At 73.0% G+C, this 24,477-nt stretch carries 18 protein-coding genes; 6 read left to right on the forward strand and 12 right to left on the reverse strand.

The annotated features are described in order from the left end of the window. Positions 1-14: 14 nt before the first annotated feature. On the reverse strand, positions 15-2,528 hold the full coding sequence (locus AB0398_RS05820; RefSeq protein ID WP_366372537.1) for a DUF3516 domain-containing protein: 2,514 nt from the start codon (positions 2,526-2,528) through the stop codon (positions 15-17). Between the two features lie 131 nt (positions 2,529-2,659). On the opposite strand from AB0398_RS05820, the gene AB0398_RS05825 reads away from it, so the two are divergent. Beyond that, positions 2,660-3,451 carry a metal-dependent hydrolase gene (locus tag AB0398_RS05825; protein ID WP_366372538.1) on the forward strand — a complete coding sequence of 264 codons (792 nt, stop codon included), beginning with the start codon at positions 2,660-2,662 and terminating at the stop codon, positions 3,449-3,451. 69 nt (positions 3,452-3,520) lie between these two features. On the opposite strand, the gene AB0398_RS05830 is transcribed toward AB0398_RS05825, so the two are convergent. Together AB0398_RS05830 and AB0398_RS05835 are read right to left on the reverse strand one after the other, a co-directional pair. After that, positions 3,521-5,302 (reverse strand): ABC transporter ATP-binding protein, encoded by a 1,782-nt coding sequence (locus AB0398_RS05830; RefSeq protein WP_366372540.1) that lies wholly within the window; start codon positions 5,300-5,302, stop codon positions 3,521-3,523. After that, positions 5,299-7,125: an ABC transporter ATP-binding protein gene (locus tag AB0398_RS05835; RefSeq protein ID WP_366372542.1), complete on the reverse strand. Its 1,827-nt coding sequence runs from the start codon at positions 7,123-7,125 to the stop codon at positions 5,299-5,301. The genes AB0398_RS05830 and AB0398_RS05835 overlap by 4 nt, the downstream gene beginning before the upstream one ends. 585 nt (positions 7,126-7,710) lie before the next feature. Between AB0398_RS05835 and AB0398_RS05840 the strand changes: the two genes are divergently transcribed. The 3 genes from AB0398_RS05840 to AB0398_RS05850 are packed head-to-tail and all read left to right on the forward strand — an operon-like array spanning position 7,711 to position 10,089. Then, positions 7,711-7,938 carry a hypothetical protein gene (locus AB0398_RS05840; protein ID WP_366372544.1) on the forward strand — a complete coding sequence of 76 codons (228 nt, stop codon included), beginning with the start codon at positions 7,711-7,713 and terminating at the stop codon, positions 7,936-7,938. A 1-nt stretch (position 7,939) separates the two neighbouring features. After that, positions 7,940-9,622 carry a restriction endonuclease fold toxin-2 domain-containing protein gene (locus AB0398_RS05845; protein ID WP_366372546.1) on the forward strand — a complete coding sequence of 561 codons (1,683 nt, stop codon included), beginning with the start codon at positions 7,940-7,942 and terminating at the stop codon, positions 9,620-9,622. A gap of 14 nt (positions 9,623-9,636) precedes the next feature. Then, positions 9,637-10,089, forward strand: coding sequence for a hypothetical protein (locus AB0398_RS05850; protein WP_366372548.1), 453 nt, complete (start codon positions 9,637-9,639; stop codon positions 10,087-10,089). 225 nt (positions 10,090-10,314) lie between these two features. Here AB0398_RS05850 and AB0398_RS05855 read toward each other — a convergent pair whose 3' ends face one another. From AB0398_RS05855 to AB0398_RS05870, 4 genes are all read right to left on the reverse strand, one after another. Beyond that, positions 10,315-10,701, reverse strand: a complete 387-nt coding sequence (locus AB0398_RS05855) for a DUF4265 domain-containing protein (RefSeq protein WP_366373009.1) — start codon at positions 10,699-10,701, stop codon at positions 10,315-10,317. Positions 10,702-11,048: 347 nt separating this feature from the next. Next, positions 11,049-12,440 (reverse strand): Gfo/Idh/MocA family oxidoreductase, encoded by a 1,392-nt coding sequence (locus AB0398_RS05860; RefSeq protein WP_366372550.1) that lies wholly within the window; start codon positions 12,438-12,440, stop codon positions 11,049-11,051. 136 nt (positions 12,441-12,576) lie between these two features. Next, on the reverse strand, positions 12,577-15,501 hold the full coding sequence (locus tag AB0398_RS05865) for an FAD-binding and (Fe-S)-binding domain-containing protein (protein WP_366372552.1): 2,925 nt from the start codon (positions 15,499-15,501) through the stop codon (positions 12,577-12,579). Between the two features lie 39 nt (positions 15,502-15,540). Next, entirely contained in the window at positions 15,541-16,074 is a 534-nt protein-coding gene (locus tag AB0398_RS05870; protein ID WP_366372554.1) for a MarR family transcriptional regulator, read from the reverse strand. Between the two features lie 89 nt (positions 16,075-16,163). On the opposite strand from AB0398_RS05870, the gene AB0398_RS05875 reads away from it, so the two are divergent. Both AB0398_RS05875 and mltG read left to right on the forward strand, forming a co-directional pair. Further along, a complete protein-coding gene (locus AB0398_RS05875; RefSeq protein ID WP_366372556.1) occupies positions 16,164-18,020 on the forward strand; it encodes an ABC transporter ATP-binding protein in 1,857 nt (618 codons plus the stop codon). Between the two features lie 91 nt (positions 18,021-18,111). Further along, positions 18,112-18,972 (forward strand): endolytic transglycosylase MltG, encoded by an 861-nt coding sequence (mltG, locus tag AB0398_RS05880; protein ID WP_366372558.1) that lies wholly within the window; start codon positions 18,112-18,114, stop codon positions 18,970-18,972. A 72-nt stretch (positions 18,973-19,044) separates the two neighbouring features. Here the strand turns inward: mltG and AB0398_RS05885 are convergent, their stop codons facing one another. The 5 genes from AB0398_RS05885 to AB0398_RS05905 are packed head-to-tail and all read right to left on the reverse strand — an operon-like array spanning position 19,045 to position 24,148. Continuing rightward, positions 19,045-20,211 (reverse strand): NAD(P)-binding domain-containing protein, encoded by a 1,167-nt coding sequence (locus AB0398_RS05885; protein ID WP_366372560.1) that lies wholly within the window; start codon positions 20,209-20,211, stop codon positions 19,045-19,047. A 56-nt stretch (positions 20,212-20,267) separates the two neighbouring features. Next, positions 20,268-21,479, reverse strand: a complete 1,212-nt coding sequence (locus AB0398_RS05890) for an LLM class flavin-dependent oxidoreductase (RefSeq protein WP_366372562.1) — start codon at positions 21,477-21,479, stop codon at positions 20,268-20,270. After that, positions 21,479-22,510 (reverse strand): ABC transporter substrate-binding protein, encoded by a 1,032-nt coding sequence (locus AB0398_RS05895; protein ID WP_366372564.1) that lies wholly within the window; start codon positions 22,508-22,510, stop codon positions 21,479-21,481. Before AB0398_RS05895 ends, AB0398_RS05890 begins: the two co-directional genes overlap by 1 nt. 58 nt (positions 22,511-22,568) lie before the next feature. After that, positions 22,569-23,300: an ABC transporter ATP-binding protein gene (locus tag AB0398_RS05900; protein WP_366372565.1), complete on the reverse strand. Its 732-nt coding sequence runs from the start codon at positions 23,298-23,300 to the stop codon at positions 22,569-22,571. Continuing rightward, positions 23,273-24,148 (reverse strand): ABC transporter permease, encoded by an 876-nt coding sequence (locus tag AB0398_RS05905; RefSeq protein ID WP_366372567.1) that lies wholly within the window; start codon positions 24,146-24,148, stop codon positions 23,273-23,275. Before AB0398_RS05905 ends, AB0398_RS05900 begins: the two co-directional genes overlap by 28 nt. Positions 24,149-24,477: the final 329 nt, after the last annotated feature.

Genomic DNA, 24,477 nt, shown 5'->3' on the forward strand with positions numbered 1-24,477 from the left:
CACGGAAACTCCTCCTACAGCTGTCCGACGGACGTCACGCGGACGACCGCGCGCCCCTCCTCGTCGGAGGCCGCGAGATCCACCTCCGCGCCGATGCCCCAGTCATGGTCGCCGTTCGGGTCGGCGAAGGTCTGCCGGACGCGCCACAGGCCGTGCGCCGGGTCCTCCTCGATGGCGAGCAGCTTCGGACCGCGCGCGTCCGGGCCCGTGCCGAGGTCGTCGTACTCGTCCCAGTACGCGTCCATCGCCTCGCCCCACGCGTCCGCGTCCCAGCCGGACTCCGCGTCCAGCTCGCCGAGCGCGTCCACGTTGTCCAGGGCGGCCAGCTCCACCCGGCGGAACAGGGCGTTGCGCACCAGGACCCGGAAGGCGCGGGCATTGGCCGTGACCGGCTTGACCTGGTCGGCCTTCTCCTGGGCCTCCTCGGCCGTCTGGACCTCCGGGTTCGCCAGCTGCTCCCACTCGTCGAGCAGCGAGGAGTCCACCTGGCGCACCATCTCGCCCAGCCAGGCGATCAGGTCCTCCAGGTCATCGGTCTTCAGGTCGTCCGGGATGGTGTGGTCCAGCGCCTTGTACGCGCTCGCCAGGTACCGCAGGACGATGCCCTCGGTCCGCGCCAGCTCGTACCAGGAGGTGAACTCGGTGAAGGACATGGCCCGTTCGTACATGTCGCGGATGACCGACTTCGGCGACACCGGGTGGTCGCCCACCCACGGGTGCGACGTCCGGTAGACGTTGTACGCGTGCCAGAGCAGCTCCTCCAGCGGCTTCGGGTACGAGATCTCCTGGAGCCGCTCCATCCGCTCCTCGTACTCGACGCCGTCCGCCTTCATCCTCCCGACCGCCTCGCCGCGCGCCTTGTTCTGCATGGCGGCCAGGATCTGGCGCGGGTCGTCGAGCGTCGACTCCACGACGGACACCATGTCCAGGGCGTACGAGGGGGATTCGGGGTCGAGCAGGTCGAACGCGGCGAGCGCGAACGTCGACAGCGGCTGGTTGAGCGCGAAGTCCTGCTGGAGGTCGACGGTCAGACGGATCGTCCGCCCCTCGGCGTCCGGCTCGTCGAGCTGCTCCACCACGCCGCCGTCGAGCAGCGAGCGGTAGATCGCGATGGCCCGGCGGATGTGCCGCAGCTGCGCCTTGCGCGGCTCGTGGTTGTCCTCCAGGAGCTTGCGCATCGCCTCGAAGGCGTTGCCCGGCCGGGCGATCACCGAGAGCAGCATGATGTTGGTGACCTTGAAGCGGGAGGTCAGCGGCTCCGGCTCGGCCGCGATCAGCTTCTCGAAGGTCGTGTCGCTCCAGGCGACGAAGCCCTCCGGGGCCTTCTTGCGGACCACCTTGCGGCGCTTCTTCGGGTCGTCGCCGGCCTTCGCGAGCGCCTTCTCGTTCTCGATGACGTGCTCGGGGGCCTGGGCGACCACGTAGCCGGCGGTGTCGAAGCCGGCCCGGCCGGCCCGGCCCGCGATCTGGTGGAACTCCCGGGCGCGCAGCGTCCGCACCCGGTTGCCGTCGTACTTGGTGAGGGCAGTGAAGAGCACCGTGCGGATCGGCACGTTCACGCCCACGCCGAGCGTGTCCGTCCCGCAGATCACCTTCAGCAGACCGGCCTGCGCCAGCTTCTCCACCAGCCGCCGGTACTTCGGCAGCATGCCGGCGTGGTGCACGCCGATGCCGTGGCGCACGAACCGCGAGAGGTTCTGGCCGAACTTGGTGGTGAAGCGGAAGTTGCCGATCAACTCCGCGATCTTGTCCTTCTCCTCGCGCGTGCACATGTTGATGCTCATCAGCGACTGCGCGCGCTCGACGGCCTGCGCCTGCGTGAAGTGCACGATGTAGACGGGCGCCTGCCTGGTCTCCAGGAGCTCCGTCAGGGTCTCCGTGATCGGCGTGAGCACGTACTCGTACGAGAGCGGCACCGGCCGGGTCGCCGAGCGGACCACCGAGGTCGGCCGTCCCGTGCGCCGGGTCAGGTCCTTCTCGAACATCGACACGTCGCCGAGCGTCGCCGACATCAGGACGAACTGCGCCTGGGGGAGTTCGAGCAGCGGGATCTGCCAGGCCCAGCCGCGGTCCTGCTCGGCGTAGAAGTGGAACTCGTCCATGACGACCTGGCCGATGTCGGCGTACTTGCCGTCCCGCAGCGCGATCGAGGCCAGGACCTCCGCCGTGCAGCAGATCACCGGCGCGTCCGCGTTCACGGAGGCGTCGCCGGTCAGCATGCCGACGTTCTCGGTGCCGAAGAGCTTGCACAGGTCGAAGAACTTCTCCGACACCAGCGCCTTGATCGGCGCGGTGTAGAAGGTCACCTGGTCGTTCGCGAGCGCGGTGAAGTGCGCACCCGCCGCGACCAGCGACTTTCCCGATCCGGTGGGGGTGGACAGAATGACGTTCGCCCCGGAGACGACCTCGATCAGCGCCTCTTCCTGGGCCGGGTAGAGCGTGATGCCCCGCTCCCCGGCCCAGGAGGAGAAGGCCTCGAAGAGGGCGTCGGGGTCGGCGGTCGGCGGCAGCTGGTCGATAAGGGTCACGCCCCCATCTTGCCTGGATTCCGTTCCGAGGAGGGAACCGGCCACCCACGGTGTTGATCACGGGCGGTAGGCTCGTCCGTCGACCGGGCGCCAACCGAGCGCCGGCAGGGGAGAAACGGGGCGGGCCAACCATGATGGGACCGGCGCACTCACTGTCCGGAGCGGCGGCCTGGCTGGGGGTCGGGGCCCTCGCGGCGGCCTACGACCGCCCGATGCCCTGGCCGGTACTCGTCGTCGGCGCGCTCATCTGCGCGGGCGCGGCCCTCGCCCCCGACCTCGACCACAAGTCCGCGACCATATCGCGCTCCTTCGGACCCCTCTCCAAGATCCTCTGCGGGATCATCGACAAGCTGTCGTACGCCGTCTACCAGGCCACCCGCTCCAAGGCCGACCCCCGGCGGACCGGAGGACACCGGACCCTCACCCACACCTGGCTCTGGGCGGCCCTGATGGGCGTCGGGGCCTCCGCGGCGGCGGTCAGCGGCGGCCGGTGGGCGGTCCTCGCCCTCCTCTTCGTCCACCTCGTCCTGGCCGTGGAAGGCCTCCTGTGGAAGGCCGCCCGCGCTTCCAGCGATGTCCTGGTCTGGCTGCTCGGCGCGGCCGGCGCCTGGATCATGGCGGACATCCTCGAAGACCCCGGCAACGGCGCGAACTGGTTCTTCACCGGTCCCGGCCAGGAGTACCTGTGGCTCGGGCTGCCGATCGTCCTCGGCGCCCTCGTCCACGACATCGGCGACGCCCTGACGGTCTCGGGCTGCCCGGTCCTCTGGCCCATACCCGTCGGCCGCAAGTTCTGGTACCCGGTCGGCCCGCCCAGGTTCATGCGGTTCCGGGCCGGAAGCTGGGTCGAGCTGAAGGTCCTCACCCCCGTCTTCATGCTCCTGGGCGGGCTCGGCGCGGTCTTCGCGCTAGGCCTGCTGTAGCCCGTGGCGTACGAGGGAGGGCCCGCACCGGATCCCCGGTGCGGGCCCTCCCGCGTACATACAGCCCGGTCACCCGTGCCAGGACCGCCACAGCGCCGCGTACGCCCCGTCCGCCGCGACCAGCTCCTCGTGGCTGCCCAGCTCGCTGATCCGGCCGGACTCGACCACCGCGATCAGGTCGGCGTCGTGCGCGGTGTGCAGCCGGTGCGCGATCGCCACGACCGTGCGCCCGTCGAGGACCCGGCCGAGCGACCGCTCCAGATGGCGGGCGGCCCGGGGGTCGAGCAGGGAGGTCGCCTCGTCCAGGACCAGGGTGTGCGGGTCCGCCAGGACGAGCCGCGCCAGAGCGATCTGCTGGGCCTGCGCCGGGGTCGGCGCCCGGCCGCCCGAGCCCACCTCGGTGTCCAGACCCCCGTCGAGACCCCGCGCCCAGCCCTCCGCGTCCACGGCCGCGAGCGCCGCCCACAGCTCGGCGTCGTCGGCCCCGGCCCTGGCGAGCAGCAGGTTGTCCCGGAGGGAGCCCACGAAGACGTGGTGCTCCTGGTTGACCAGGGCCACGTGCTCGCGGACCCGCTCGGCGGGCATCCGCGCCAGCTCGGCCGCGCCGAGGGTGACCGACCCGGTCCGCGGGGCGTAGACGCCCGCGAGCAGCCGCCCGAGGGTGGACTTGCCCGCGCCGGACGGGCCGACCAGGGCGATCCGGGTGCCCGGCGCCACCTTCAGGGTCACCTCGTGCAGCACGTCGACGCCCTCCCGGTAGCCGAACCGCACCTCGTCCGCCCGCACCGTCCGGCCCTCGGGCCGCACCTTCTCGTCGCCCGCCTCCGGCTCGATGTCCCGGACGCCGACGAGCCGGGCCAGGGAGACCTGCGCGACCTGGAGCTCGTCGTACCAGCGCAGGACGATCCCGATCGGTTCCACCAGCATCTGCGAGAGCAGCGCGCCCGTGGTCAGCTGCCCCACGTCCATCCAGCCCCGCAGCACGAACGACCCGCCGAGCAGCAGCACGACGCCCAGCACCACCACGTGGGTGAGGTCGACGACGGGGAAGAGCACCGACCGCAGGAAGAGGGTGTACCTCTCCCATCCGACCCACTCCTTGACCCGCCGGTCCGACAGGGCGATCCGGCGCGCCCCGAGGCGGTGCGCCTCGACCGTGCGGCCCGCGTCGACGGTCTCCGCGAGCGCGGCGGCCACCGCCGCGTACCCCGCGGCCTCCGAGCGGTACGCCGAGGGCGCCCGCCGGAAGTACCAGCGGCAGCCCACGACGAGGAGCGGCGCCGCGAGGAGCGGGGCGAGCGCGAGCGGCGGGGCCGTCACCACCAGGCCGCCGAGCAGCAGCCCCGCCCACACCACGCCGATGGCGAGCTGGGGCACGGCCTCGCGCATGGCGTTGGCGAGCCGGTCGACGTCCGTGGTGATCCGCGAGAGCAGGTCCCCGGTCCCGGCCCGTTCGAGCACGCCCGGCGGCAGGCCCACCGACCGGACCAGGAAGTCCTCGCGCAGGTCCGCGAGCATCTCCTCGCCCAGCATCGCCCCGCGCAGCCGGACCAGCCGCACGAACACGGCCTGGACGAGGAGCGCGCCCGCGAACAGCGCGACCGTGCGCTCCAGGTGCAGGTCGCGGGCCCCGGCCGCCAGGCCGTCCACCACCGAGCCCAGCAGGTACGGGCCGACCATCGAGGCGATGACGGCGACCGCGTTCACCCCGACGAGCAGGGCGAACGCCCGGCGGTGACGGCGCAGCAGCGCGCGCACGTAGGTGCGGACGGTCGCCGTCGCGGCGACGGGCAGCGTCGTCGCCGTCGTCGGGGCCCCCGGGTCGTACTCCGGCGGAGCCAGGCCGATCATGCCGATTCCCCTTCCAGTGCTTCGAGTACGACGGCCCCCGGTGCGCGCACGGTGTCCACCGCGAACTCCCCGTCCGTCTCGCGGGTGACGACCGCGCGGTAGCGGGGCTCCCGGGCGAGCAGTTCGCGGTGGGTGCCGACGGCGACCGCCTGGCCCTCGTGGACCAGGACCACCCGGTCGGCGCGGTCCAGGAGCAGCGGCGAGGAGGCGAGGACGACGGTGGTCGCGCCCGCGCGCAGTCCGGCGATCCCGGCGGCCACCCGCGCCTCGGTGTGGGCGTCGACCGCCGAGGTCGGCTCGTCCAGGACGAGCACCTCCGGGTCGGCCACCAGGGACCGGGCGAGCGCGAGGCGCTGGCGCTGGCCGCCGGAGAGCGACCGGCCGCGCTCGGTGATCCGGGTGCGCATCGTGTCGCCGTCGGCGTCCACGGAGGCCTGGGCCAGCGCGTCGAGGACGTCCTCGCAGCGGGCGGCGGTCAGCGCGTCCTCGGCCCGCACCGCGCCCGAGGCGGGCACGTCGAGCAGTTCGCGCAGGGTGCCGGAGAGCAGCACCGGGTCCTTGTCCTGCACGAGGACGGCGGTACGGGCGGTCTCCAGCGGCAGTTCGTCGAGCGGGACCCCGCCGAGCAGCACCGAGGCGTGGGCCCGCCCCTCGGCGGACGGTTCGGCCGGGTGGCCACCGAGCCGGTCCGCGAGCCGCCCGGCCGCGTCCGGGTCGCCGCAGACGACGGCGGTGAACAGCCCGGCCGGGGCGCGCACCCCGGTCAGCGGGTCGTACAGGTCGCCGGACGCCCGGCGCTCCCCGTCCCCGGCCGCCGCGGCGGTCGTCGTACGGGCGAGCGCGAGGACCCGCGCGGCCCGCTTCGCGGACGGCCGGGAGAAGGAGTACGCCATCGCGATCTCCTCGAACGTGCGCAGCGGATGGTGGGCGAGGGCCACGGCGCCGTAGACGGTGACCAGTTCGCCGACCGCGATCCGCCCGTCGAGCGCGAGCCGGGCGCCGTGCACCACCACCGCGATGAGCAGCAGACCGGGCAGCACGACCTGGATCGCGGAGATCAGGGCCCACATGCGCGCGCTGTGCACGGCCGCCCGGCGGACCTCCTGGGAGGCGGCGCGGTAGCGGCCCAGGAACAGCTCCTCGCCGCCGATGCCGCGCAGCACGCGCAGCCCGGCGACGGTGTCGGAGGCCAGCTCCGTGGCCCGGCCCGCCTTCTCGCGCTGGACGTCCGCCCGGCGGGTCGCGCGGGGGAGCAGCGGCAGCACGGCGAGGGCGAGGACGGGGACGCCGACGGCCACCACGACGCCCAGGGCGGGCTGGTAGACGAGGAGGCCCGCGCAGATGGCCACGAGCACGACGGCGCTCGCCGCGAACCGCGACAGGGCCTCGACGAACCAGCCGATCTTCTCGACGTCGCCGGTGGAGACGGCGACGACCTCGCCGGCGGCGACCCGCCGGGTCAGGACGGAGCCCAGTTCGGCGGTCTTGCGGGCGAGGAGCTGCTGCACCCGGGTGGCGGCGGTGATCCAGTTGGTGACGGCGGTGCGGTGCAGCATCACGTCGCCCGCCGCGATCGCGCCCCCCAGGGCGAGGAGCAGCGCCCCGGCGAGCGCGAGCCGCCCGCCGTCGCGGTCCACGACCGCCTGGACGGCGAGGCCGATGCCGAACGGCAGGCCGGCGATGCCCAGGTAGTGCAGCAGCCCCCAGAGCAGGGACTTCACCTGCCCGCCGAGCTGTCGGCGACCGAGCCAGACGAGGAACCGCGTGCCCGAACGCACATCGGGGACCCCCGGGTCGGCGTAGGGAAGATCTCGAATCTGCATGGCGTCCCAGGGTCTCCGGGTAGGGCGGGGGAGACGCGCGTCGGGGGTGCGACGGCGCCGGAAACCGTGCAAGGTTCGCTTTTTCCCCGGGAACCGGCAATCGATTTTCCACGCGGAGGGAAAGGATCCGGCCATGGTCGCGCCCGGCCGGCGCCGCTGCCGGGACAGGGACCGGGCGGAACGCCGTGCCCGGACACGACAGTGCCCGGCCCCTGTGCGGACGGAGGGCAGGGCTGCGGCCAAGTGCTTGAAGGTACTTGGCGGATGGGGGCGCGGGGTGGTTCTGGCCTGCACGAACGTACCCAGTCGCTGGCCGCTCCCGAAAACTTCGGGTGTTTTCGGGACGGCGGGGCTGTCAGCGGTGGGGCTGGTGTGCGTCGCATGGGAGCGAAGGCGGCGCTACTGGCGTACGCGGACGGAGACGTGGCCTCGGCACTGCGGGGGCAGCGAGCCGGTGGCCGAGGGAACGGCGGCGTTGATCGCCCAAGTCTTCCCTGGCCGGGGGATGGAGTCGACGGAGGGCGACGTTCCAGGGGAGTCGGCGTACCCGTCTTCGAGGCGCCTTACTGGGTGGGTGACCGTCCCGTGGAGTGCGATCGGGAGCGGGGCGAGGAGCCGTACGCGCTGCCCTTCCACCCGCTGGAACTGGGCGACGAAGCCCTGCGCGCCTTCTTCGACTTCCTCCTGGAAGGCCGGCCCTTGTCCGAGGACGTCGACCCGGACGAGGTCCCGATGCTCGGTTTCCGCCCCTTGGCCGACAGCAACGAGCCGAGCATCCGACACCGCCCAGGCGATGGCATCAGCCTGAGGTAGGTTGACGATTCACGTCTGCAAGGGGGAGGCGACGGTGATGGGTCTGGCTCCGGACGTCAAGTTCATCGCGGAGGGAATGATCCGCGGCTCCATGGGGCTTCTCGACACGATGCGGGGAGCACGTGACACGGCTGTCGCCGTCGGCCACGAGCTGGCGCGGCAACACGGGATGGCGGGGGACGACGAAGCCGGGCGGGCCTTTGCCAAGGTGTATGTCTCGGCAGCCTCCGCGACGCTCGACACGATGGGCTTCAGCTCCTACGTCCTTGGCGAGACGAGCAAGGGGCTGATGCGCAACGCCCGCGAGTTCATGGCCGAGGAAAGCCGTCTGGTCTCCGCCTTCCTGGGCCGGCAGGCCGACCTCACCGCAGGAATGGGCGACCCCGGTGCCGACTGCACCGAGAACTACCTCGGGCTGGGCCAGGAGCTTCCTGAAGTGGTGGGGGAGACCGCCTGGTACGAGCAGTACGCCCCCGGCGGCGGCAGTGACCGCTTCCGTGGCTCGCCGGAGAAGATCCGGGACGTCGCCGGCTCCTGGCGTCACGCCGGGGTGCTCATGCAACGCTTCCTGGAGGACGCGCAGGCGTACGCCCTCACCGCGAGCAAGGCACACTCCGGCGAGGCCGCCGACGCCTTCCAGACGTACGTCAAGCACAGCATCGGCCTTACCTGCCCGCCGGCGAAGGCGGAGGAGGGCGAGCCGCTGGTGACGAACCTCGTCGCCGCCTGCACACAGATCGCCAAGGCATGCGACCGGTACGCCGAGCACGTGGAGGCCGCCAAGGGGAAAATCGCCGAGCGCAGGATGGACCTCTTCGCGGTCGACATGCCCTGGGACCAGCCGATGTTCGGGGGCAACGGATACGACGGCGGACTGCTCGACGCCGTGCTCGTGGACTCCTGGATCCGGGACCTCGGCTCCGTTGGCCATGCGCTGGACTCGTCCGCCGCACGCGTCAAGCTCCCCGCGGCCGATCCGCCGACGGCGCCCGCCGTCCCGGGACTCCCGTTCCTGCCGCCGCTCATTCCCGCGCCGATTCCCGTACCCGTCCCGGTCGTCCTCGCGTCGTACACCGGGCAGGTGCCGGCCCTGGCTCCGATGATCAATCCCGTCGACCCGGGCATCTCCTTCGCCGACCCGATTCCGCCGGTTCCCGGAACGACCCGCCTCCTCACCGTGGCAGAGCAGCAGCGGTTCCGCTCGTGGACGAACACCCTCCGACCCGGCGGCCTGGCAGGCGGCGGTGGCCCGGCGGCCCCGGACAACGCCTACCAGCTCCGCGTGGCCGGCTACCCCGAACGGGAAGTGCCGTTGCTCGGGAGCAAGCGCGGGCTCATGGTGGACGGCATACGCCCCCTCGACGGCCACCTCGTCGAGGCGAAGCACGCACGGGACCCGGACTGCACGAAGAAGAGCTTCCGCACCCTCGACCGGGTCGAGGAGACACTGGCGAAGCCCGTGAAGATCAACAACCAGGGGAAGATCGCGTGGGACCCCGTCGTCGACTCCATGTACGCGGGTGACGAGAAGGAACTCGTCCGCTACAAGCAAGCCATGGCCAATCCCGCCAACAGCGAGATCAGGGGCCTGGAGATCGTGACGAACGGCAGGGACAACGCCGTCTACTGGCAGTCCATGATGGCGATGACGGGCACGCCCGGCTCGACACGGTACGTCCCCTGAGAACAAGGAAGACCATGGCCACGGAACGAGACATCCGGACGAACTTCGCCTTCTATCCCCCCGAGGGGGACGGTGGAGCTTGGCACGCCACGCTGCTCTCCCTGGAGCGGGCCCTGCGCGAGGCCTTCCCCGACCCGGTCATCGGGCACCGTCGGTCCGGCGTCCACGAAATGACCGTCCTGGACTTCGAGGTCGAGCTGGCGCCGGACGTGTGGCTGGACGGCACCGCGGCCATCACCGAACCCGACTACGCCTACATCACCCTCACCGACGTGACGGCGGACGAAGCCGGCGCCTTCGCCGTCTGGCTGCGCGACTCCTTCGCTCCGGCGCCCGACCTCGTGCGCTTCGCCAGCAGCCTCGCCATGGCGAACGGCGAGGACACCCCCTCGCCGCTGCCGGTCGAAGGGGGCCGCGAAGACATCGGTGGCCTGCTGCGCCGGCACCTCGACGCGTTCGACTGCTGACCGGCGAGCACCAAGCGGCTGCCGACTGTGTGACGCTGCTTCCCGTCGCTGTGGTCGGCCGACGGAACGTAGGACCGCGGTTTCACAGCCCCGGACACCTCCCGCCGAGCCCAGGAGCGGGCTGGGCTCGAAGAGGCGGTCCGGCGGATGCGACGCGGGCCGCTCTGCCTCTGCCCGGACGGGACTTGTGCCGACACTGTCGGCGGGTGCCGGAGCGCGCGCATCTCATCGGATCCGTGCTGCCCGCCAGGCGTCGGTGATGCAGCCTTCTTCCACATCCCACCACTCCTGGGCTACGCCGTAATCGAGGAGCCGCTGGACCTTTGCGAGGCCTGCCGCCGACGGCACATCGAGAGCGACCATGCCGAACTGCTCGATCCCCTCTCCACCCACTCCCAGTTCCGCGAAGGCCTTCAGAGCGCTCTGCCGCGCTGCGTCGGATCCCTCGTCAGGCAGCACGATCAGCTGGATCGTGCAGTTCTGCGACGGCGAGACCACCTGGCCGACCCGGTGAACGCCGTCCTTGTCGGAGTGGGTGGTGAGGATGCCTCCGCACGCCACGCCGCTTGCGAACCAAGGAGTGTTGTCGAGTCGCACGGTGCCGTCGCCCAGGTCGAGACCGCAGGTTCTGCGGGAGCACCTCGACCGGCATGCCGATGACGACTCCCTGGTGGAGAAGGCTCTCCTCGCCTGCGCTGCGAGTTCCTACCGGTCCGGCGAAGGTTTCGAGAGCCTCCTGCGTCGCCACAGCGCCTCCGGCGAGGTGCTTCTCCGCCTCACCGTCGGCCTCGCTCCGCTTGGGCGACCTTCTGGACGCGGCGGCCGAGGGGACCCCTTGGGCGAGCCCTCCAGCCGGTCGCTGAGGCGTACGGGTACCCCGGGCCGATTCTGCGACCAAGTACTGAGAAGGCACCCGCTCCGCCCAGCCCCCGCCTACCGGAGCCGAGCACGGAAACCCCTCAGACCGGCTTCACCGAGTCCACTCCCGACCGGGCCCGCTGCCACTCCCCCCGGGTGAAGTCCGGGATCTCCTGTGGTGCCCCGCCCGCCCTGATCGAGGCGTGGCTCAGTGGCAGCGGTGCCGTCCAGACGGCGGCGTCGTACACGTCGAAGTCCGGGACGAGTCCCTTCTGCAGGCACTGCACCAGGCGGTACACCATGAGGTAGTCCATGCCGCCGTGCGCGCCCGGCGGGTTGGCGTGGTCCTTCCAGAGCCAGTGGTCGAACGCGGCGGCGTAGGCCGAGAAGTCGCCCCACTGGTCGTCCCGGTGGTCCGGCTCCAGATAGATCCGGGGCGGGTAGTCCTCGAAGACGCCCCGGGTGCCGCCCAGGCTGTTGACCCTGCTGTACGGGTGCGGGGTGGAGACGTCGTGTTCGAGGCGGATCACCCGGCCCCTGGCCGTCCGGACGAGGCTGACCGTCCGGTCGCTCCCGACGTACGTCTCCTTCCAGCTCGGGTCGCCGGACGGCACGTGCTCCTGCCGGTACTCGGCGAGGCCGAGCGCCGGGGTGCCGAGGCTGCTGATGCTCACCGCCCGGTCGCCCCGGTTGACGTCCATGTAGTTCGCGACCGGGCCGAAGCCGTGGTTGGGGTAGAGGTCGCCGCGCAGCCGGGTGTGCCACAGCCGGCGCCAGGGCCCCTCGTAGTACGTCGGCGAGAACAGCAGGGCGCGCAGGTCGTGGTTGTACGCCCCCGCCCCGTGCAGGAGTTCGCCGAACTTCCCCGCGTGCGCCATCCGCAGCACCCGCATCTCGTTCCGGCCGTAGCAGCAGTTCTCCAGCTGCATGCAGTGCCGGCGGGTCCGCTCCGAGAGGTCGACCAGCTCCCACAGCTCGTCCATCTCCATGGCGACCGGGCACTCCACGCCGACGTGCTTGCCGTTCAGCATCGCGGCCCGGGCGATCGCGAAGTGGCTCTCCCAGGGGGTGGCCACGTACACGAGGTCGAGGTCGGTGCGGGCGCAGAGGTTCTCGTAGTCCTCCTCGCCGTTGGCGTACAGGGCGGGGGCGGGCCGGCCGGCGGCGACGACCTGCGCGGCGGCCCGCTCGGCCTTCGCGCGCACCGGGTCGCAGACGGCGACGACCCGCACCCAGGGGTGGGCGAGGAAGTGGCCGATCATGGCGGCGCCCCGGTTGCCGAAGCCCACGATCCCCACCCGGACCGTGGAGCGGGCCTCGAAGGGGACACCGGCCATGGTGGCGTCCCGGCGCGCCGGGACGGCCGCGGGGCCGGGTGCCGCGTGGGCCGCCCCGGTGCCGACGGCGGCGAGAGCGAGACCCGCGCCAGCCGCTCCGGCGGTGGTCCTGAGGACCTCGCGGCGGCTCGGGGCGGGCGGCGTCTGCTCGTTCACGGAACCTCCCGGAGCCGGAGTCGGACAGTCGGACTGTACGTTCCGGCTCCGGCGCGGTGCCGTACCGCCCGCCGCGCCTCACCCGAACGTACGAAGGTCTCCACCGCCCGGGATTTCCGGGAGAGCTGACGCGGGGTCAGGGGCGCGTGGCGCGTTCCAGCGCGATCAGCACCGACTCGTAGGTCCGGCCCGTCGCCCGGTCCATCCCGATCTCGCACGTCCGGTTGGCCGACAGGTGCGCGTCGAACGGCCGGGCCGTGACCTCGGCCGCCTCCCGGGCCGTCGCCGACGCCGTCAGCTCCGGGTGCAGCATGCCCCGGTCGCCCGCGAAGGCGCAGCAGCCCGCGTCGGCGGGGACGACGACCTCCTCCGCGCAGGCCCCGGCCAGCTCGGTCAGCCGGTCCTCGTCGCCCAGGTGCCGCATCGAGCACGTGGGGTGGACCACGGCGGAGCCGACCCGGCGGCGCACGTCGAGTCGGGGGAGCAGCTCGTCCGCCGCCCACACGAGGGAGTCCACCACGGTCAGTCCGGCGTGCAGCTCCCGGTTCTCCTCCGTCAGGTACGGCACCACCTCGTGCGCGACGCCGAGCGTGCACGAGGAGGCGTCCACCACGAGCGGCAGCCTCCCGCCCGCCGTCCATCCCCAGGCCGCCTGGATGATCCGGTTCGCCATCACCTCGTTGCCCCGCTCGTACCCCTTGGAGTGCCAGATCGTCGCGCAGCAGGTCCCGGCCACGTCGTCCGGGATCCACACGGGCCGTCCGGCCCGCGCCGACACGGCGACGACGGCCTCGGGGAGCGAGGGCCCGGGGTCGCCGTCCGGGGTGCCGAAGATCCGGTTCACACAGGCCGGGTAGTAGACGGCGACCGCCGCCGGGCGGTGGGTTCGGGGCAGCCGGCGCGGCGCCGCGCCGGGGATCTCCGGCAGCCACTCCGGTACGAGGTCGGGGCGGACCGCCCTGCGGGCGAGACCGGTCACCGACTCCACGACCCGGTCGCCGATCCGGTCGGCGGCGGCGACCGCGAGCCGCGCCGAGGCCTCCACGGCCCGGAAGTTCCGCGCGGTCAGGGCGGCGATCCGCTCCTCGCGCGGCGAGTGCCGCTCGTGCCGGAACTCCTTCATCAGGGCGCCCGTGTCGATGCCGACCGGGCAGGCGAGCGCGCACGTGGAGTCGCCGGCGCAGGTGTCGACGGCGTCGTACCCGTACTCCTCCAGGAGGCGGGCCTCGACCGGCGAGCCGTCCTCCTGCCGCAGCATCTCCCGGCGCAGCACGATCCGCTGGCGCGGGGTGGTCGTCAGGTCGTGGCTGGGGCAGGTCGGTTCGCAGAAGCCGCACTCGATGCAGGGGTCGGCGATCCGCTCCACGGCCGGGATCGTCTTCAGACCGCGCAGATGGGCCTGCGGGTCGCGGTCCAGGACGACCCTCGGGGCCAGCACCCCGGACGGGTCGAAGGCCTCCTTGATCCGCCACATCAGCTCGGTCGCCCGCGTCCCCCACTCCAGCTCCAGGAAGGGCGCGATGTTGCGGCCGGTGGCGTGCTCGGCCTTCAGGGAGCCGTCGAAGCGCTCCACGGTCAGCTTGCAGAACTCGTCCATGAAGGCCGCGTACCGCTCGACGTCGGACGGGTCAGCCGCGTCGAAGGCGAGCAGGAAGTGGAGGTTGCCGTGGGCCGCGTGACCGGCCACGGCCGCGTCGAAGCCGTGCCGCTCCTGGAGGGCGAGCAGCGCGCCGCAGGCCTCCGCGAGCCGGGCCGGCGGCACCGCGAAGTCCTCGGTGATCAGGGTCGTGCCGGAGGGGCGCGAGCCGCCGACCGCCGTCACGAACGCCTTGCGGGCCTTCCAGTAGCCGCCGATCCGCTTCGGGTCGCGGGTGAAGGCGTTCTCCACGGACGCCACCGGGGCGACGAGGTCGAGCCCGGCGAGCACCTCGTCCGCCGCCCGCTCACAGGCGTCGAGGGCCGCCGCGTCCGGGGCCCGGAACTCGACCAGGAGGGCCGTCGTCCCCTTCGGCAGCTCCGCCCAGTCGGCGGGCACGCCCGCCACGCTGACCGAGGCCCGCAGCGTGTTGCCGTCCATCAGCTCGACGGCGATCGCCCCGGCGTCGTTGAACAGCGGCACGGCCTCGGCGGCGGCCGGGAGCGAGGGGAAGAAGAGCAGGGCCGTGGAGACCGCCCGGTCCAGCGGCAGGGTGTCGAAGACGAGCTCGGAGAGGAAGCCGAGGGTGCCCTGGGAGCCCACCATGAGGCCCCGCAGGATCTCGACGGGCGTGTCCCCGTCGAGGAAGGCGTCGAGCCGGTAGCCGTTGGTGTTCTTGAGGGTGTACTTGGCCCGGATGCGGGCGGTCAGCTCGGCGTCCGCCTCGATCTCGGCCTTCAGCGCGAGCAGCTCCGCGCAGAGCGCCGGCTCGGCCCGCGCCAGCTCCTCGTCGGCGTCCGGGGCGGCGGTGTCGACCACGGTGCCGCTCGGCAGGACGGCGGTGAGCGAGGCGACCGTCCGGTAGGAGTTGCGCGTCGTCCCGGCCGTCATGCCCGAGGCGTTGTTGGCGACGACCCCGCCGATCGTGCAGGCGATCGCGCTGGCGGGGTCGGGGCCGAGGACCCGCCCGTGCGGGGCGAGCGCCGCGTTGGCCCGCACGACGGTGGTGCCGGGCCGGATCCGGGCGCGGGCGCCGCCGTCCAGGACCTCGACGCCGGCCCAGTGGCGGCGCACGTCCACCAGGACGTCCTCGCCCTGCGCCTGCCCGTTGAGGCTGGTCCCGGCGGCCCGGAAGACGACCTCGCGGCCCTTGCCGTGCGCGTACGACAGGACGGCGGAGACGTCGTCGAGGTCCTCGGCGACCACGACGACCTGCGGGACGAAGCGGTAGGGGCTCGCGTCCGAGGCGTAGCGGACCAGGTCGGAGATCCTGCCGAGCACCTTGCCGGGGCCGAGGATCCCGGTCAGCTCCTCGCGCAGCCGGCGCGAGGTGCCCTTGGCGTGCAGCGACGGGACCCGGTCCGGGGCCGGGGTCCGCTCCCGGCCGGGACGGAGGGCCTGCGGGTCCGGTTCCAGCAGCGGCATGTCACGGCTCCCCTTCGGCGCGATCCCGTCCCCGAGGGGTCAGCAGCCGCCCTCCGGGCCGGGGTCGACCAGGGCGGTCAGCAGGCCTCCGAGCACCTCGCGCTGTTCGGCGGTCAATGGAGCAAGGATGTCCTCTGCGGCGGCCCGGCGCGCGCTGCGCAGCTCCCGCAGCGTGGCGCGGCCCGCGTCGGTGAGCTCGATCCGGATCACGCGGCGGTTGACCGGATCGGGCGCCCTGCGCACCCGGCCGGCCGCCTCCAGGCCGTCGACGAGGCTGGTCACCGCCCTGGGGACCACCTCCAGACGGGCCGCGAGGTCGGCCATCCGGGGCGGCTCCCCGAAGGCCGCGACCGTGCGCAGGAGCCGGGACTGCGCGGGGGTGATGCCGACCGGCTCCAGATGGCGCTTCTGGATGCGGTGCAGCCGGCGGGCGAGCCGGAGCAGCTGCTCGGCGAGGAGTCCGTCGGCGTCGGAGGCGCCCGGCCCGCCCGCGCGGTCCGCGCGGCTCGGGGCGTCCGCCTCGTTCGTACGGCCGGGGGCGTCCGGATCGCTCGTACGGTCGGTAGTGCTCATGACGGGAACAATATCAGGATGCCGTTCATTGTGAGTATAGGTAACAGTGACCTATGCTCTGCTCGACACCGAATCCTCCGAAGGAGCCCATGCGCCCCCACGACCGGTCCGAATGGACACCCCCGCCCCGCGACCCCGGAGAACCGAAGGAGCCCGCCCAGGTGCGGCGCATCCTGCGGCTCTTCCGCCCCTACCGCGCGCGCCTGGCGCTCGTCGGCCTCCTGGTCGGCGCCGCCTCGCTCGTCTCGGTCGCCTCGCCGTTCCTGCTCAGGGAGATCCTGGACGTCGCGATCCCCCAGGGCCGCACCGGGCTGCTCAGCCTGCTCGCCCTCGGGATGATCGTCACCGCCGTCCTGACCGGCGTCTTCGGCGTCCTCCAGACCCTCATCTCGACCACCGTCGGCCAGCGCGTCATGCACGACCTGCGCACCGCGGTCTACGAGCAGCTCCAGCGGATGCCGCTCGCCTTCTTCACGCGCACGCGCACCGGCGAGGTCCAGTCCCGCATCGCCAACGACATCGGCGGCATGCAGGCGACCGTGACCTCCACGGCCACCTCCCTGGTCTCCAACCTCACCGCCGTCGTCGCGACCGTCGTCGCCATGCTCGCCCTCGACTGGCGGCTCACCCTCGTCTCGCTGCTCCTGCTGCCGGTCTTCGTCTGGATCAGCCGCCGCGTCGGCCGCGAGCGCAAGCGGATCACCACCCAGCGCCAGAAGCAGATGGCCGCCATGGCCGCGACCGTCACCGAGTCCCTCTCGGTCAGCGGCATCCTGCTCGGCCGCACCATGGGTCGCTCCGACTCGCTGACCAGGTCCTTCGCCGAGGAGTCCGAGCGCCTGGTCGACCTGGAGGTCCGCTCCTCCATGGCCGGACGCTGGCGGATGTCCGTCATCGGCATCGTCATGGCCGCCATGCCCGCCCTGATCTACTGGGCCGCCGGCCTGGCCGTCGGATCCGGCGGCACCGCGATCTCCCTCGGCACGCTCGTCGCCTTCGTCTCGCTCCAGCAGGGCCTCTTCCGGCCCGCCGTCAGCCTGCTCTCCACCGGCGTGCAGATGCAGACCTCCCTCGCGCTCTTCCAGCGCATCTTCGAGTACCTCGACCTGCCCGTCGACATCACCGAGCCCGCCGACCCGGTCCGGCTGCCGAGGATCCGCGGCGAGGTCTCCTTCGAGAAGGTCGAGTTCCGGTACGACCCCGAAGCCCCCGGCCGCCCCACCCTGGACGCCGTCGACCTGACCGTCCCCGCCGGCGGCAGCCTGGCCGTCGTCGGCCCCACCGGCTCCGGCAAGTCCACCCTCAGCTACCTGGTGCCCCGGCTGTACGACGTCACCGACGGGCGCGTCACCCTCGACGGCGTCGACGTGCGCGACCTGGACTTCGACACCCTCGCCCGCGCGGTCGGCGTCGTCTCGCAGGAGACCTACCTCTTCCACGCCTCCGTCGCCGACAACCTCCGCTTCGCCAAGCCGGACGCCACCGACGAGGAGATCCAGGCCGCCGCCCGCGCCGCCCAGATCCACGACCACATCGCCTCGCTCCCGGACGGCTACGACACCCTGGTCGGCGAGCGCGGATACCGCTTCTCGGGCGGCGAGAAGCAGCGCCTCGCCATCGCGCGCACCATCCTGCGCGACCCGCCGGTGCTGGTCCTCGACGAGGCGACCAGCGCCCTGGACACGCGCACCGAGCACGCCGTGCAGCGGGCCGTCGACACCCTGTCGGCCGGCCGCACCACGATCACCATCGCCCACCGGCTCTCCACCGTCCGCGACGCCGACCAGATCGTCGTCCTGGAGGAGGGGCGGATCGTGGAGCGCGGGACGCACGAGGAACTGCTCGCCCGGGACGGGCGGTACGCGGCCCTGGTCCGCCGGGACGGCGCCACGACCCCGGAGGACGAGGGGACCGGCGCGGAGGCGGTCGTCTCCCGGACCGCGTGAGCGTTCCGGTGGACGACGCCCGGCCTCCGTACGGGGGCCGTCGCGTGCGGGGTTCCCCGGATTCCCGTACGGGCCGGGTTAGCGTGCGCCCATGACGTACCGGCCGACACCGTACGCACCCCCGCACCGTTCCCGACCCCGTCTTACCCGCCGCGGACGGCTGGTGCTCCTCCTCGGAGCGGCGCTCGCCGTGGCCGCCGCGGTCACCGCCGCCCTGCTGCTCGTCCGCGACGGCCGCCCGGCCGCCGACCGGCCCCGCCCCCTGCTGGTCCCGGAGGGCCGGCGCTCGGCCCAGGTCTACACGTCCGTCGACCGGGCGCTCGGACTGCCCAAGGGGGCCGCGCGGAAGGCCGCGACCGCGCCCGGCACCGCCCTCCGGCTGCCCGCCGAGGCCCGCGGCAACCCCGAGGGCTACCTCTTCCCCGCCACCTATCCGGTCCTCCCGACCACCACGCCGGAGGAGCTGCTGCGCTTCATGGTGGCCACGGCCGGAAAGCGGTTCGGCACCGAGAAGGTCGCCGAGGGCGCCAGGGCCCACGGGATGAGCGCGTACGAGGCGGTGATCGCGGCCAGCATCGTCCAGGCCGAGGCCGACAACCCGGACGACATGGCCAAGGTCGCCCGGGTCGTCCACAACCGGCTCGCCCGGGGCATGGCCCTCCAGATGGACTCGACCCTCAACTACGCGCTCGGCCGCAGCACCGTGGACACCACGCACGAGGACATCCGCTCCACGAGCCCGTACAACACCTACGCGCGCAAGGGGCTGCCGCCGACCCCCATCGGCAATCCGGGGGACCAGGCCCTGGACGCGGTGATCAGTCCGGCGGACGGGGACTGGCTCTACTTCGTCACGGTCGCCCCGGGCGACACCCGCTTCACCGCCGACTACGCCTCCCACCAGGTGAACGTGGCCGAGTTCAACGCGGGCCGGAGGGCGGCGACACCCTGAGGCGGCGGGGACGGGCCGGTTCGACGGGCCCGTTCAGCGGACCGGATCAGCGGACCGGATCGGCGGATTGGTTCAGCGGACCGATTCAACGGACTGGCTCGCGGGAGCGACGGCCCGCTCACCGTCCCGGTCCCGTTCCCGCTCGCGGCGCAGGAGCCGCCCGACGTCGGAGACGGCCGCGCGACCGGCCCGGTTGGCGCCGATCGTCGAGGCCGAGGGGCCGTAGCCCACGAGGTGGACGCGTTCGTCCCGCACCGCGCGCGTGCCCTCCACTTGGATGCCGCCGCCCGGCTCCCGCAGCCGCAGCGGGGTCAGGTGGTCGATCGCCGCCCGGAAGCCGGTCGCCCACAGGATCACGTCCACGTCGACGCTCCGGCCGTCGTCCCAGGCCACCCCGGTCGGGGTGATCCGGTCGAACATCGGGAGCCGGTCCAGGACCCCGCGCGCGCGTGCCTCCCGGATCGCGTCGTTGAGGGGGAGACCGGTGACCGAGACGACGCTCTGCGGGGGCAGCCCCCGCCGCACCCGCTCCTCGACCAGCGCGACGGCGGCCCGCCCCTCCGCCTCGCCGAACGGACCCTCGCGGAAGACGGGCTCGCGCCGGGTCACCCAGAACGTGTCGGCGGCGACCCCGGCGATCTCCATCAGGTGCTGGGTCCCGGAGGCCCCGCCGCCCACCACGAGCACCCGCTCGCCCGCGAACTCCTCCGGGCCCGGATATCCGGCGGTGTGCAGCTGGCGGCCCCGGAAGGTCTCCTGGCCGGGGTAGCGCGGCCAGAAGGGACGGTCCCAGGTACCGGTGGCGTTGATCAGGGCCCGGGTCGCGTAGACGCCCTCCGAGGTCTCCACCCGGAGCCGTCCGCCCTCGCCCTCCCGGACGGCGGTGACGTCCACGGGCCGGTGGACCCGCAGGTCGAAGGTCCGCTCGTACGCGTCGAAGTAGCCGCCGATCACCTCGGAGGAGGGGCGCGCGGGGTCCGCGCCGGTCAGCTCCATCCCGGGCAGCGCGTGCATCCCGTGGACCTTGCCGTACGTGAGGGAGGGCCACCGGAACTGCCAGGCGCCGCCAGGGCGCGGGGCGTGGTCGAGGACGACGAAGTCCCGGTCCGGCTCCAGGCCGGTGCGCCGCAGGTGGAAGGCGGCGGAGAGGCCCGCCTGCCCGGCGCCGATGACGACGACGTCGAGCGGGCGGGCCTCCCCGCCGCCTTCCACTGTTTCTTCCCTCACGAAATCGTTCACGCTTCTACCAACCGGGGCGGGGGCGCGGATCTTCCCGCGCCCCGCCCCGCCGGTTCCTACCGGCCGCCGGGCACGAGCAGCGGGGCACCGCCCGGCGCCGAGGCCGGGCGCCCGTTCGTCGCCGGGACGCCAAGGAGCGGAGAGGCCGGGGGAGAGGGGAGCAGTCCGCGCGCGGCCAGCTCCGGCGTCACGCCCTCGCCGAACCAGTACGCCTCCTCCAGGTGCGGGTAGCCCGACAGCACGAAGTGCTCCACCCCGAGGTCGTGGTACTCCTCGATCCGGTCCGCGACGTCGGCGTGGCTGCCGACGAGCGCGGTCCCGGCCCCGCCCCGCACCAGGCCCACGCCCGCCCACAGGTTCGGCGAGATCTCCAGGCGGTCGCGGTCGAGCGAACCGCCCCGGTGCAGCGCCAGCATCCGCTGCTGGCCGACCGACTCACTGCGGCCCAGGAGCTCCTGCGCGGCGGCGACCGTCTCGGCGTCGAGGTCGGAGAGCAGCCGGTCGGCGGTCGCCCACGCCTCGCGGGCCGAGTCGCGGGAGATGGTGTGCAGCCGGATGCCGAACCGGACCGTCCGGCCGCGCTCCTCCGCGAGCCGCCGGATCCAGTCGATCTTCTCCTTCACCTGCCACGGCGGCTCGCCCCACGTCAGGTACACGTCCGCGTGCTCCGCCGCCACCGGCCCGGCGGCCTCGGACGAGCCGCCGAAGAAGATCTCGGGCAGCGGGTCCGGCGGAAGGGCCGTGAGCCCGCCCTCGACGTGGAAGTGCTCGCCCTCGAAGTCGTACGGCCGCCCGCCCCACACGCCCCGCACCACCGAGAGGAACTCGGCCGTGCGCGCGTACCGACGGTCGTGGTCGAGGTGGTCGCCGAAGCGGCGCTGCTCGGCCGAGTCGCCGCCCGTCACCACGTTGAGGAGCAGCCGGCCCCGGGTGATCCGCTGGTACGTGGACGCCATCTGGGCCGCGAGGACCGGCGAGATCACCCCCGGCCGGAACGCCACCAGGAACTTGAGGCGTTCGGTGTGCTGGGCGAGCGCGACCGTGGTCAGCCAGGCGTCCTCGCACCACGTGCCGGTCGGGGTCAGCACCGCCTCGAAGCCGAGCTGCTCGGCCGCCTTGGCAATCTGGACCAGGTAGTCGATGTCGGGCGCGCGCACCCCGGAGACGGTCCGGTTCCGGGTGATCCCGCCGTCCGTGTACGCGTGCCGGTCGACGAGGGTCCGGCCGTCGCCGCCGGTCGGCAGGAACCAGTGCAGATGGACGCTCATCAGGAGGCCTTTCCGTAGCTGCGCGCCGCGGTGGTCGACGGCGGCAGGTCCTTGTTGAAACGGGTGTCCACGTAGTCCGCGAAGCGGAACTTCTTCGGGATCAGCTTGAGTTCGGCGAAGGTGTCGGCGATCCGCTGCTCGGAGGCGACGGCGGCCTCGTCGAGGGCGACCGGGATGCGGGTGCCGTTGCTGCGCTTGACGGCGGCGAGCGCCACCTCGTACGGCAGGCCGGTCTCCTTCGCCCAGACCTTCGCCCACTCCTCCGGGTGCTCGAACACCCAGTCCTGGGCGCGGCGCAGCCGCTCGACGAAGTCGCCGATCGCCTTGGCCTTCTCCTTGTCGGCGAGCGCGGAGGGGGAGGCGACCTGGAAGCCGAGGCCGTTGACGACCCCGCGTCCGTCGGCCAGGACCCGGCCCTTCCCGCCGAGCAGGACCTGCGAGGTGTACGGGTCCCAGACGGCCCAGGCGTCCACCTTGCCGGTGGTGAACGCGGCCAGGGCGTCGGCCGGCTGGAGCAGGGTGACCTGGACGTCGGACAGTTTCAGGCCGGCCTTCGCGAGGGAGGCGACGAGCTGGAAGTGGGCGGAGCTGCCCTGCGCGACGGCGACCTTCTTCCCCTTCAGGTCGCCCGCGGTGCGCAGCGGCGAGTCCTTCGGGACGAGGATCGCCTCGCCCGCCGAGTCGCCGTGGGTCGCGGCGATCACGGTGATCTTCGAACCGGCCCCGGCGGCGAAGACGGGCGGGGTGTTGCCGACGGAGCCGATGTCGACGGCCTTCGCGTTCACCGCCTCCAGGAGGGGTGGCCCCGAGGTGAACGTCGACCAGGTGACGCGGTACGGCAGGTCGTCGAGTTCGCCGGCGGCGCGCAGCAGGGCCTCGGAGCCGCCCTTCTGGTCACCGACGTTCAGGACGAGGGAGCCCTTGCCGTCGGAGTTCGAGGCCTCGCCGGCCGCGGAGGCGCCGGAGCAGGCGGAGGCGAGGAGTGCCAGCGGCACGAGCAGGGCGGCGAGGGACGGGCGGAACGACTTCACGGATCTCTCCTCGGAGGTGTGCGGAGGTACGTGCGGAGGTGGGGTACGCGTACGGGATTCAGGCCGCCTTCTCGACGGACTCGCCCTCCGCCACGCCGAGTTCGGCGAGCAGCCGGGTGCGGAGCGCGGCGAGCGCGGGGTCGCCGGGGGAGCGGGGCCGGTCGAGGTCGACGGCGGTGTCGTACGCGATGACCCCGTCCCGCATCACCAGCGCGCGGTCCGCGAGCAGCAGCGCCTCGTCCACGTCGTGCGTGACGAGCAGGACCGTGCAGCCGCGCCGCTGCCACAGCTCGGCCACCAGGCGCTGCGCCTTGATCCGGGTGAGCGCGTCGAGCGCGCCGAACGGCTCGTCGAGCAGCAGCAGGTCCGGATCCCGTACCAGCGCCCTCGCGAGGGAGGCGCGTTGGGCCTCGCCGCCGGACAGGGTCTTCGGCCAGGCCCCCGAGCGTTCGCCGAGGCCGACCTCGGACAGGGCCTTCTCCGCGACCTCCCGGCCCGGCTTCCCCGGAAGGCCGAGCAGCACGTTGCGCCAGACCTTCTTCCAGGGCATGAGGCGCGGCGCCTGGAAGGCGACGGCACGGCGGCGCGGGACGAGGACGGTGCCGGAGATCTCCCGGTCGAGCCCGGCCAGGACGCGCAGCAGCGTGGACTTGCCGCAGCCGCTGTGCCCGAGGAGCGCGGTGAACTGCCCGGCGTGGAGGGTCAGGTCGAGCCCGTCGACCACGGGACGTCCGTCGAAGGAGCGGGTGAGCCCCTGGACGGTCACTGCCCGGTGAAGGTCGGTCGCCATTGCAGCAGCAGCCTTTCGAGAGTGCGGACGAGGGCGTCGGCGAGCAGGCCGAGGAAGGCGTAGACGACCAGGCAGACGACGATCACGTCCGTGCGGAAGAACTCCCGGGCCTGGTTCATGAGGAAGCCGATCCCGGCGTCGGCGTTGATGGACTCGCCGAAGACGAGGGCGAGCCAGGCGGTGGCGAGGGAGTACCGCAGACCGGTCATGGCGCCGGGCAGCGCGCCCGGCAGGACGACGTGCCGGACCAGGCCCCACCGGCCGAGCCCCAGGGATTCGCCGGCCTCGACGAGCTGGGCGTCGACGCCCCGGATCCCGGCGTACACGTTGAGGTAGAGGTGGAAGGCGACGCCGAGGGCGATGAGCGCCACCTTCGGCGCCTCCCCGATGCCCAGCCAGATGATGAACAGCGGGATGAGCCCGACCCAGGGCACCGTCCGCAGCATCTGCACGGGGGCGTCGACCAGGTCCTCCCCGAGCCGCGAGAGACCGGACACCAGGGCGAGGACGATCCCCACCGCGCCGCCGAGCAGCAGCCCCACGGCGACCCGCCGCAGCGAGACCCCCATCGCGTTCGGCAGTGTGCCGTCGACGATCAGCTCGCCGCCCGCCCGGGCGATGGTCCCCGGCGAGGCGAGCACGTCCGCCGGCAGCACCCCCGCCGAGCTCGACAGTTGCCAGAGGAGGAGCAGCAGCACCGGTCCGACGGCCCGGCGCAGCCAGCGGGGGACGGAGGGACCGCGGCCGGCTCCCCGTGCGGGGGTGAGGGACTCGACGTCCGAACCGGGCAGAACCGATATGTCGGGCGCGGAAGGGGCGGAGGGCGGTGGGGCATGGTCGACCGTCATGACGGACTCCGGGAGGGAGGGGGCGGCGAGGGTACGCCTCAGCGACCGCGGGCGCGGAACGGGCGCGCGCACACGGCGGTCAGGGCGTCAGGAAGAGGGGAGGAGCGGTGAAAGGGCGTCAGCGGCCGCGACGACACGCGGCGGAGGCCACCCGCAGCAGGTCGATGTGACCGCGCGTGGTGAGCAGGGCTGTACGCAACATGGCGCGAACGTAGCGGCCGTCACGGGGCGGGTCAACGGTGTCTCGGGGAGTGGACGTGCCGTCCCGGGGACCGGAACGGGGGCGTGCCCGGGTCCGGAGCGTGATCCCCGCCCTCCGGTCTCCCCCG

The organism is Streptomyces sp. NPDC086147 (assembly GCF_040702165.1).
Taxonomy (GTDB): Bacteria; Actinomycetota; Actinomycetes; order Streptomycetales; family Streptomycetaceae; genus Streptomyces.

What these genes read in the sequence shown, in the direction of transcription:
- AB0398_RS05825 (WP_366372538.1), top strand. Translation starts at nt 2,660, where the DNA reads ATGATGGGACCGGCGCACTCACTGTCCGGAGCGGCGGCCTGGCTGGGG.
- AB0398_RS05830 (WP_366372540.1), bottom strand. Translation starts at nt 5,302, where the DNA reads ATGATCGGCCTGGCTCCGCCGGAGTACGACCCGGGGGCCCCGACGACG.
- AB0398_RS05835 (WP_366372542.1), bottom strand. Translation starts at nt 7,125, where the DNA reads ATGCAGATTCGAGATCTTCCCTACGCCGACCCGGGGGTCCCCGATGTG.
- AB0398_RS05850 (WP_366372548.1), top strand. Translation starts at nt 9,637, where the DNA reads ATGGCCACGGAACGAGACATCCGGACGAACTTCGCCTTCTATCCCCCC.
- AB0398_RS05865 (WP_366372552.1), bottom strand. Translation starts at nt 15,501, where the DNA reads ATGCCGCTGCTGGAACCGGACCCGCAGGCCCTCCGTCCCGGCCGGGAG.
- AB0398_RS05870 (WP_366372554.1), bottom strand. Translation starts at nt 16,074, where the DNA reads ATGAGCACTACCGACCGTACGAGCGATCCGGACGCCCCCGGCCGTACG.
- AB0398_RS05875 (WP_366372556.1), top strand. Translation starts at nt 16,164, where the DNA reads ATGCGCCCCCACGACCGGTCCGAATGGACACCCCCGCCCCGCGACCCC.
- mltG (WP_366372558.1), top strand. Translation starts at nt 18,112, where the DNA reads ATGACGTACCGGCCGACACCGTACGCACCCCCGCACCGTTCCCGACCC.
- AB0398_RS05890 (WP_366372562.1), bottom strand. Translation starts at nt 21,479, where the DNA reads ATGAGCGTCCATCTGCACTGGTTCCTGCCGACCGGCGGCGACGGCCGG.
- AB0398_RS05900 (WP_366372565.1), bottom strand. Translation starts at nt 23,300, where the DNA reads ATGGCGACCGACCTTCACCGGGCAGTGACCGTCCAGGGGCTCACCCGC.
- AB0398_RS05905 (WP_366372567.1), bottom strand. Translation starts at nt 24,148, where the DNA reads ATGACGGTCGACCATGCCCCACCGCCCTCCGCCCCTTCCGCGCCCGAC.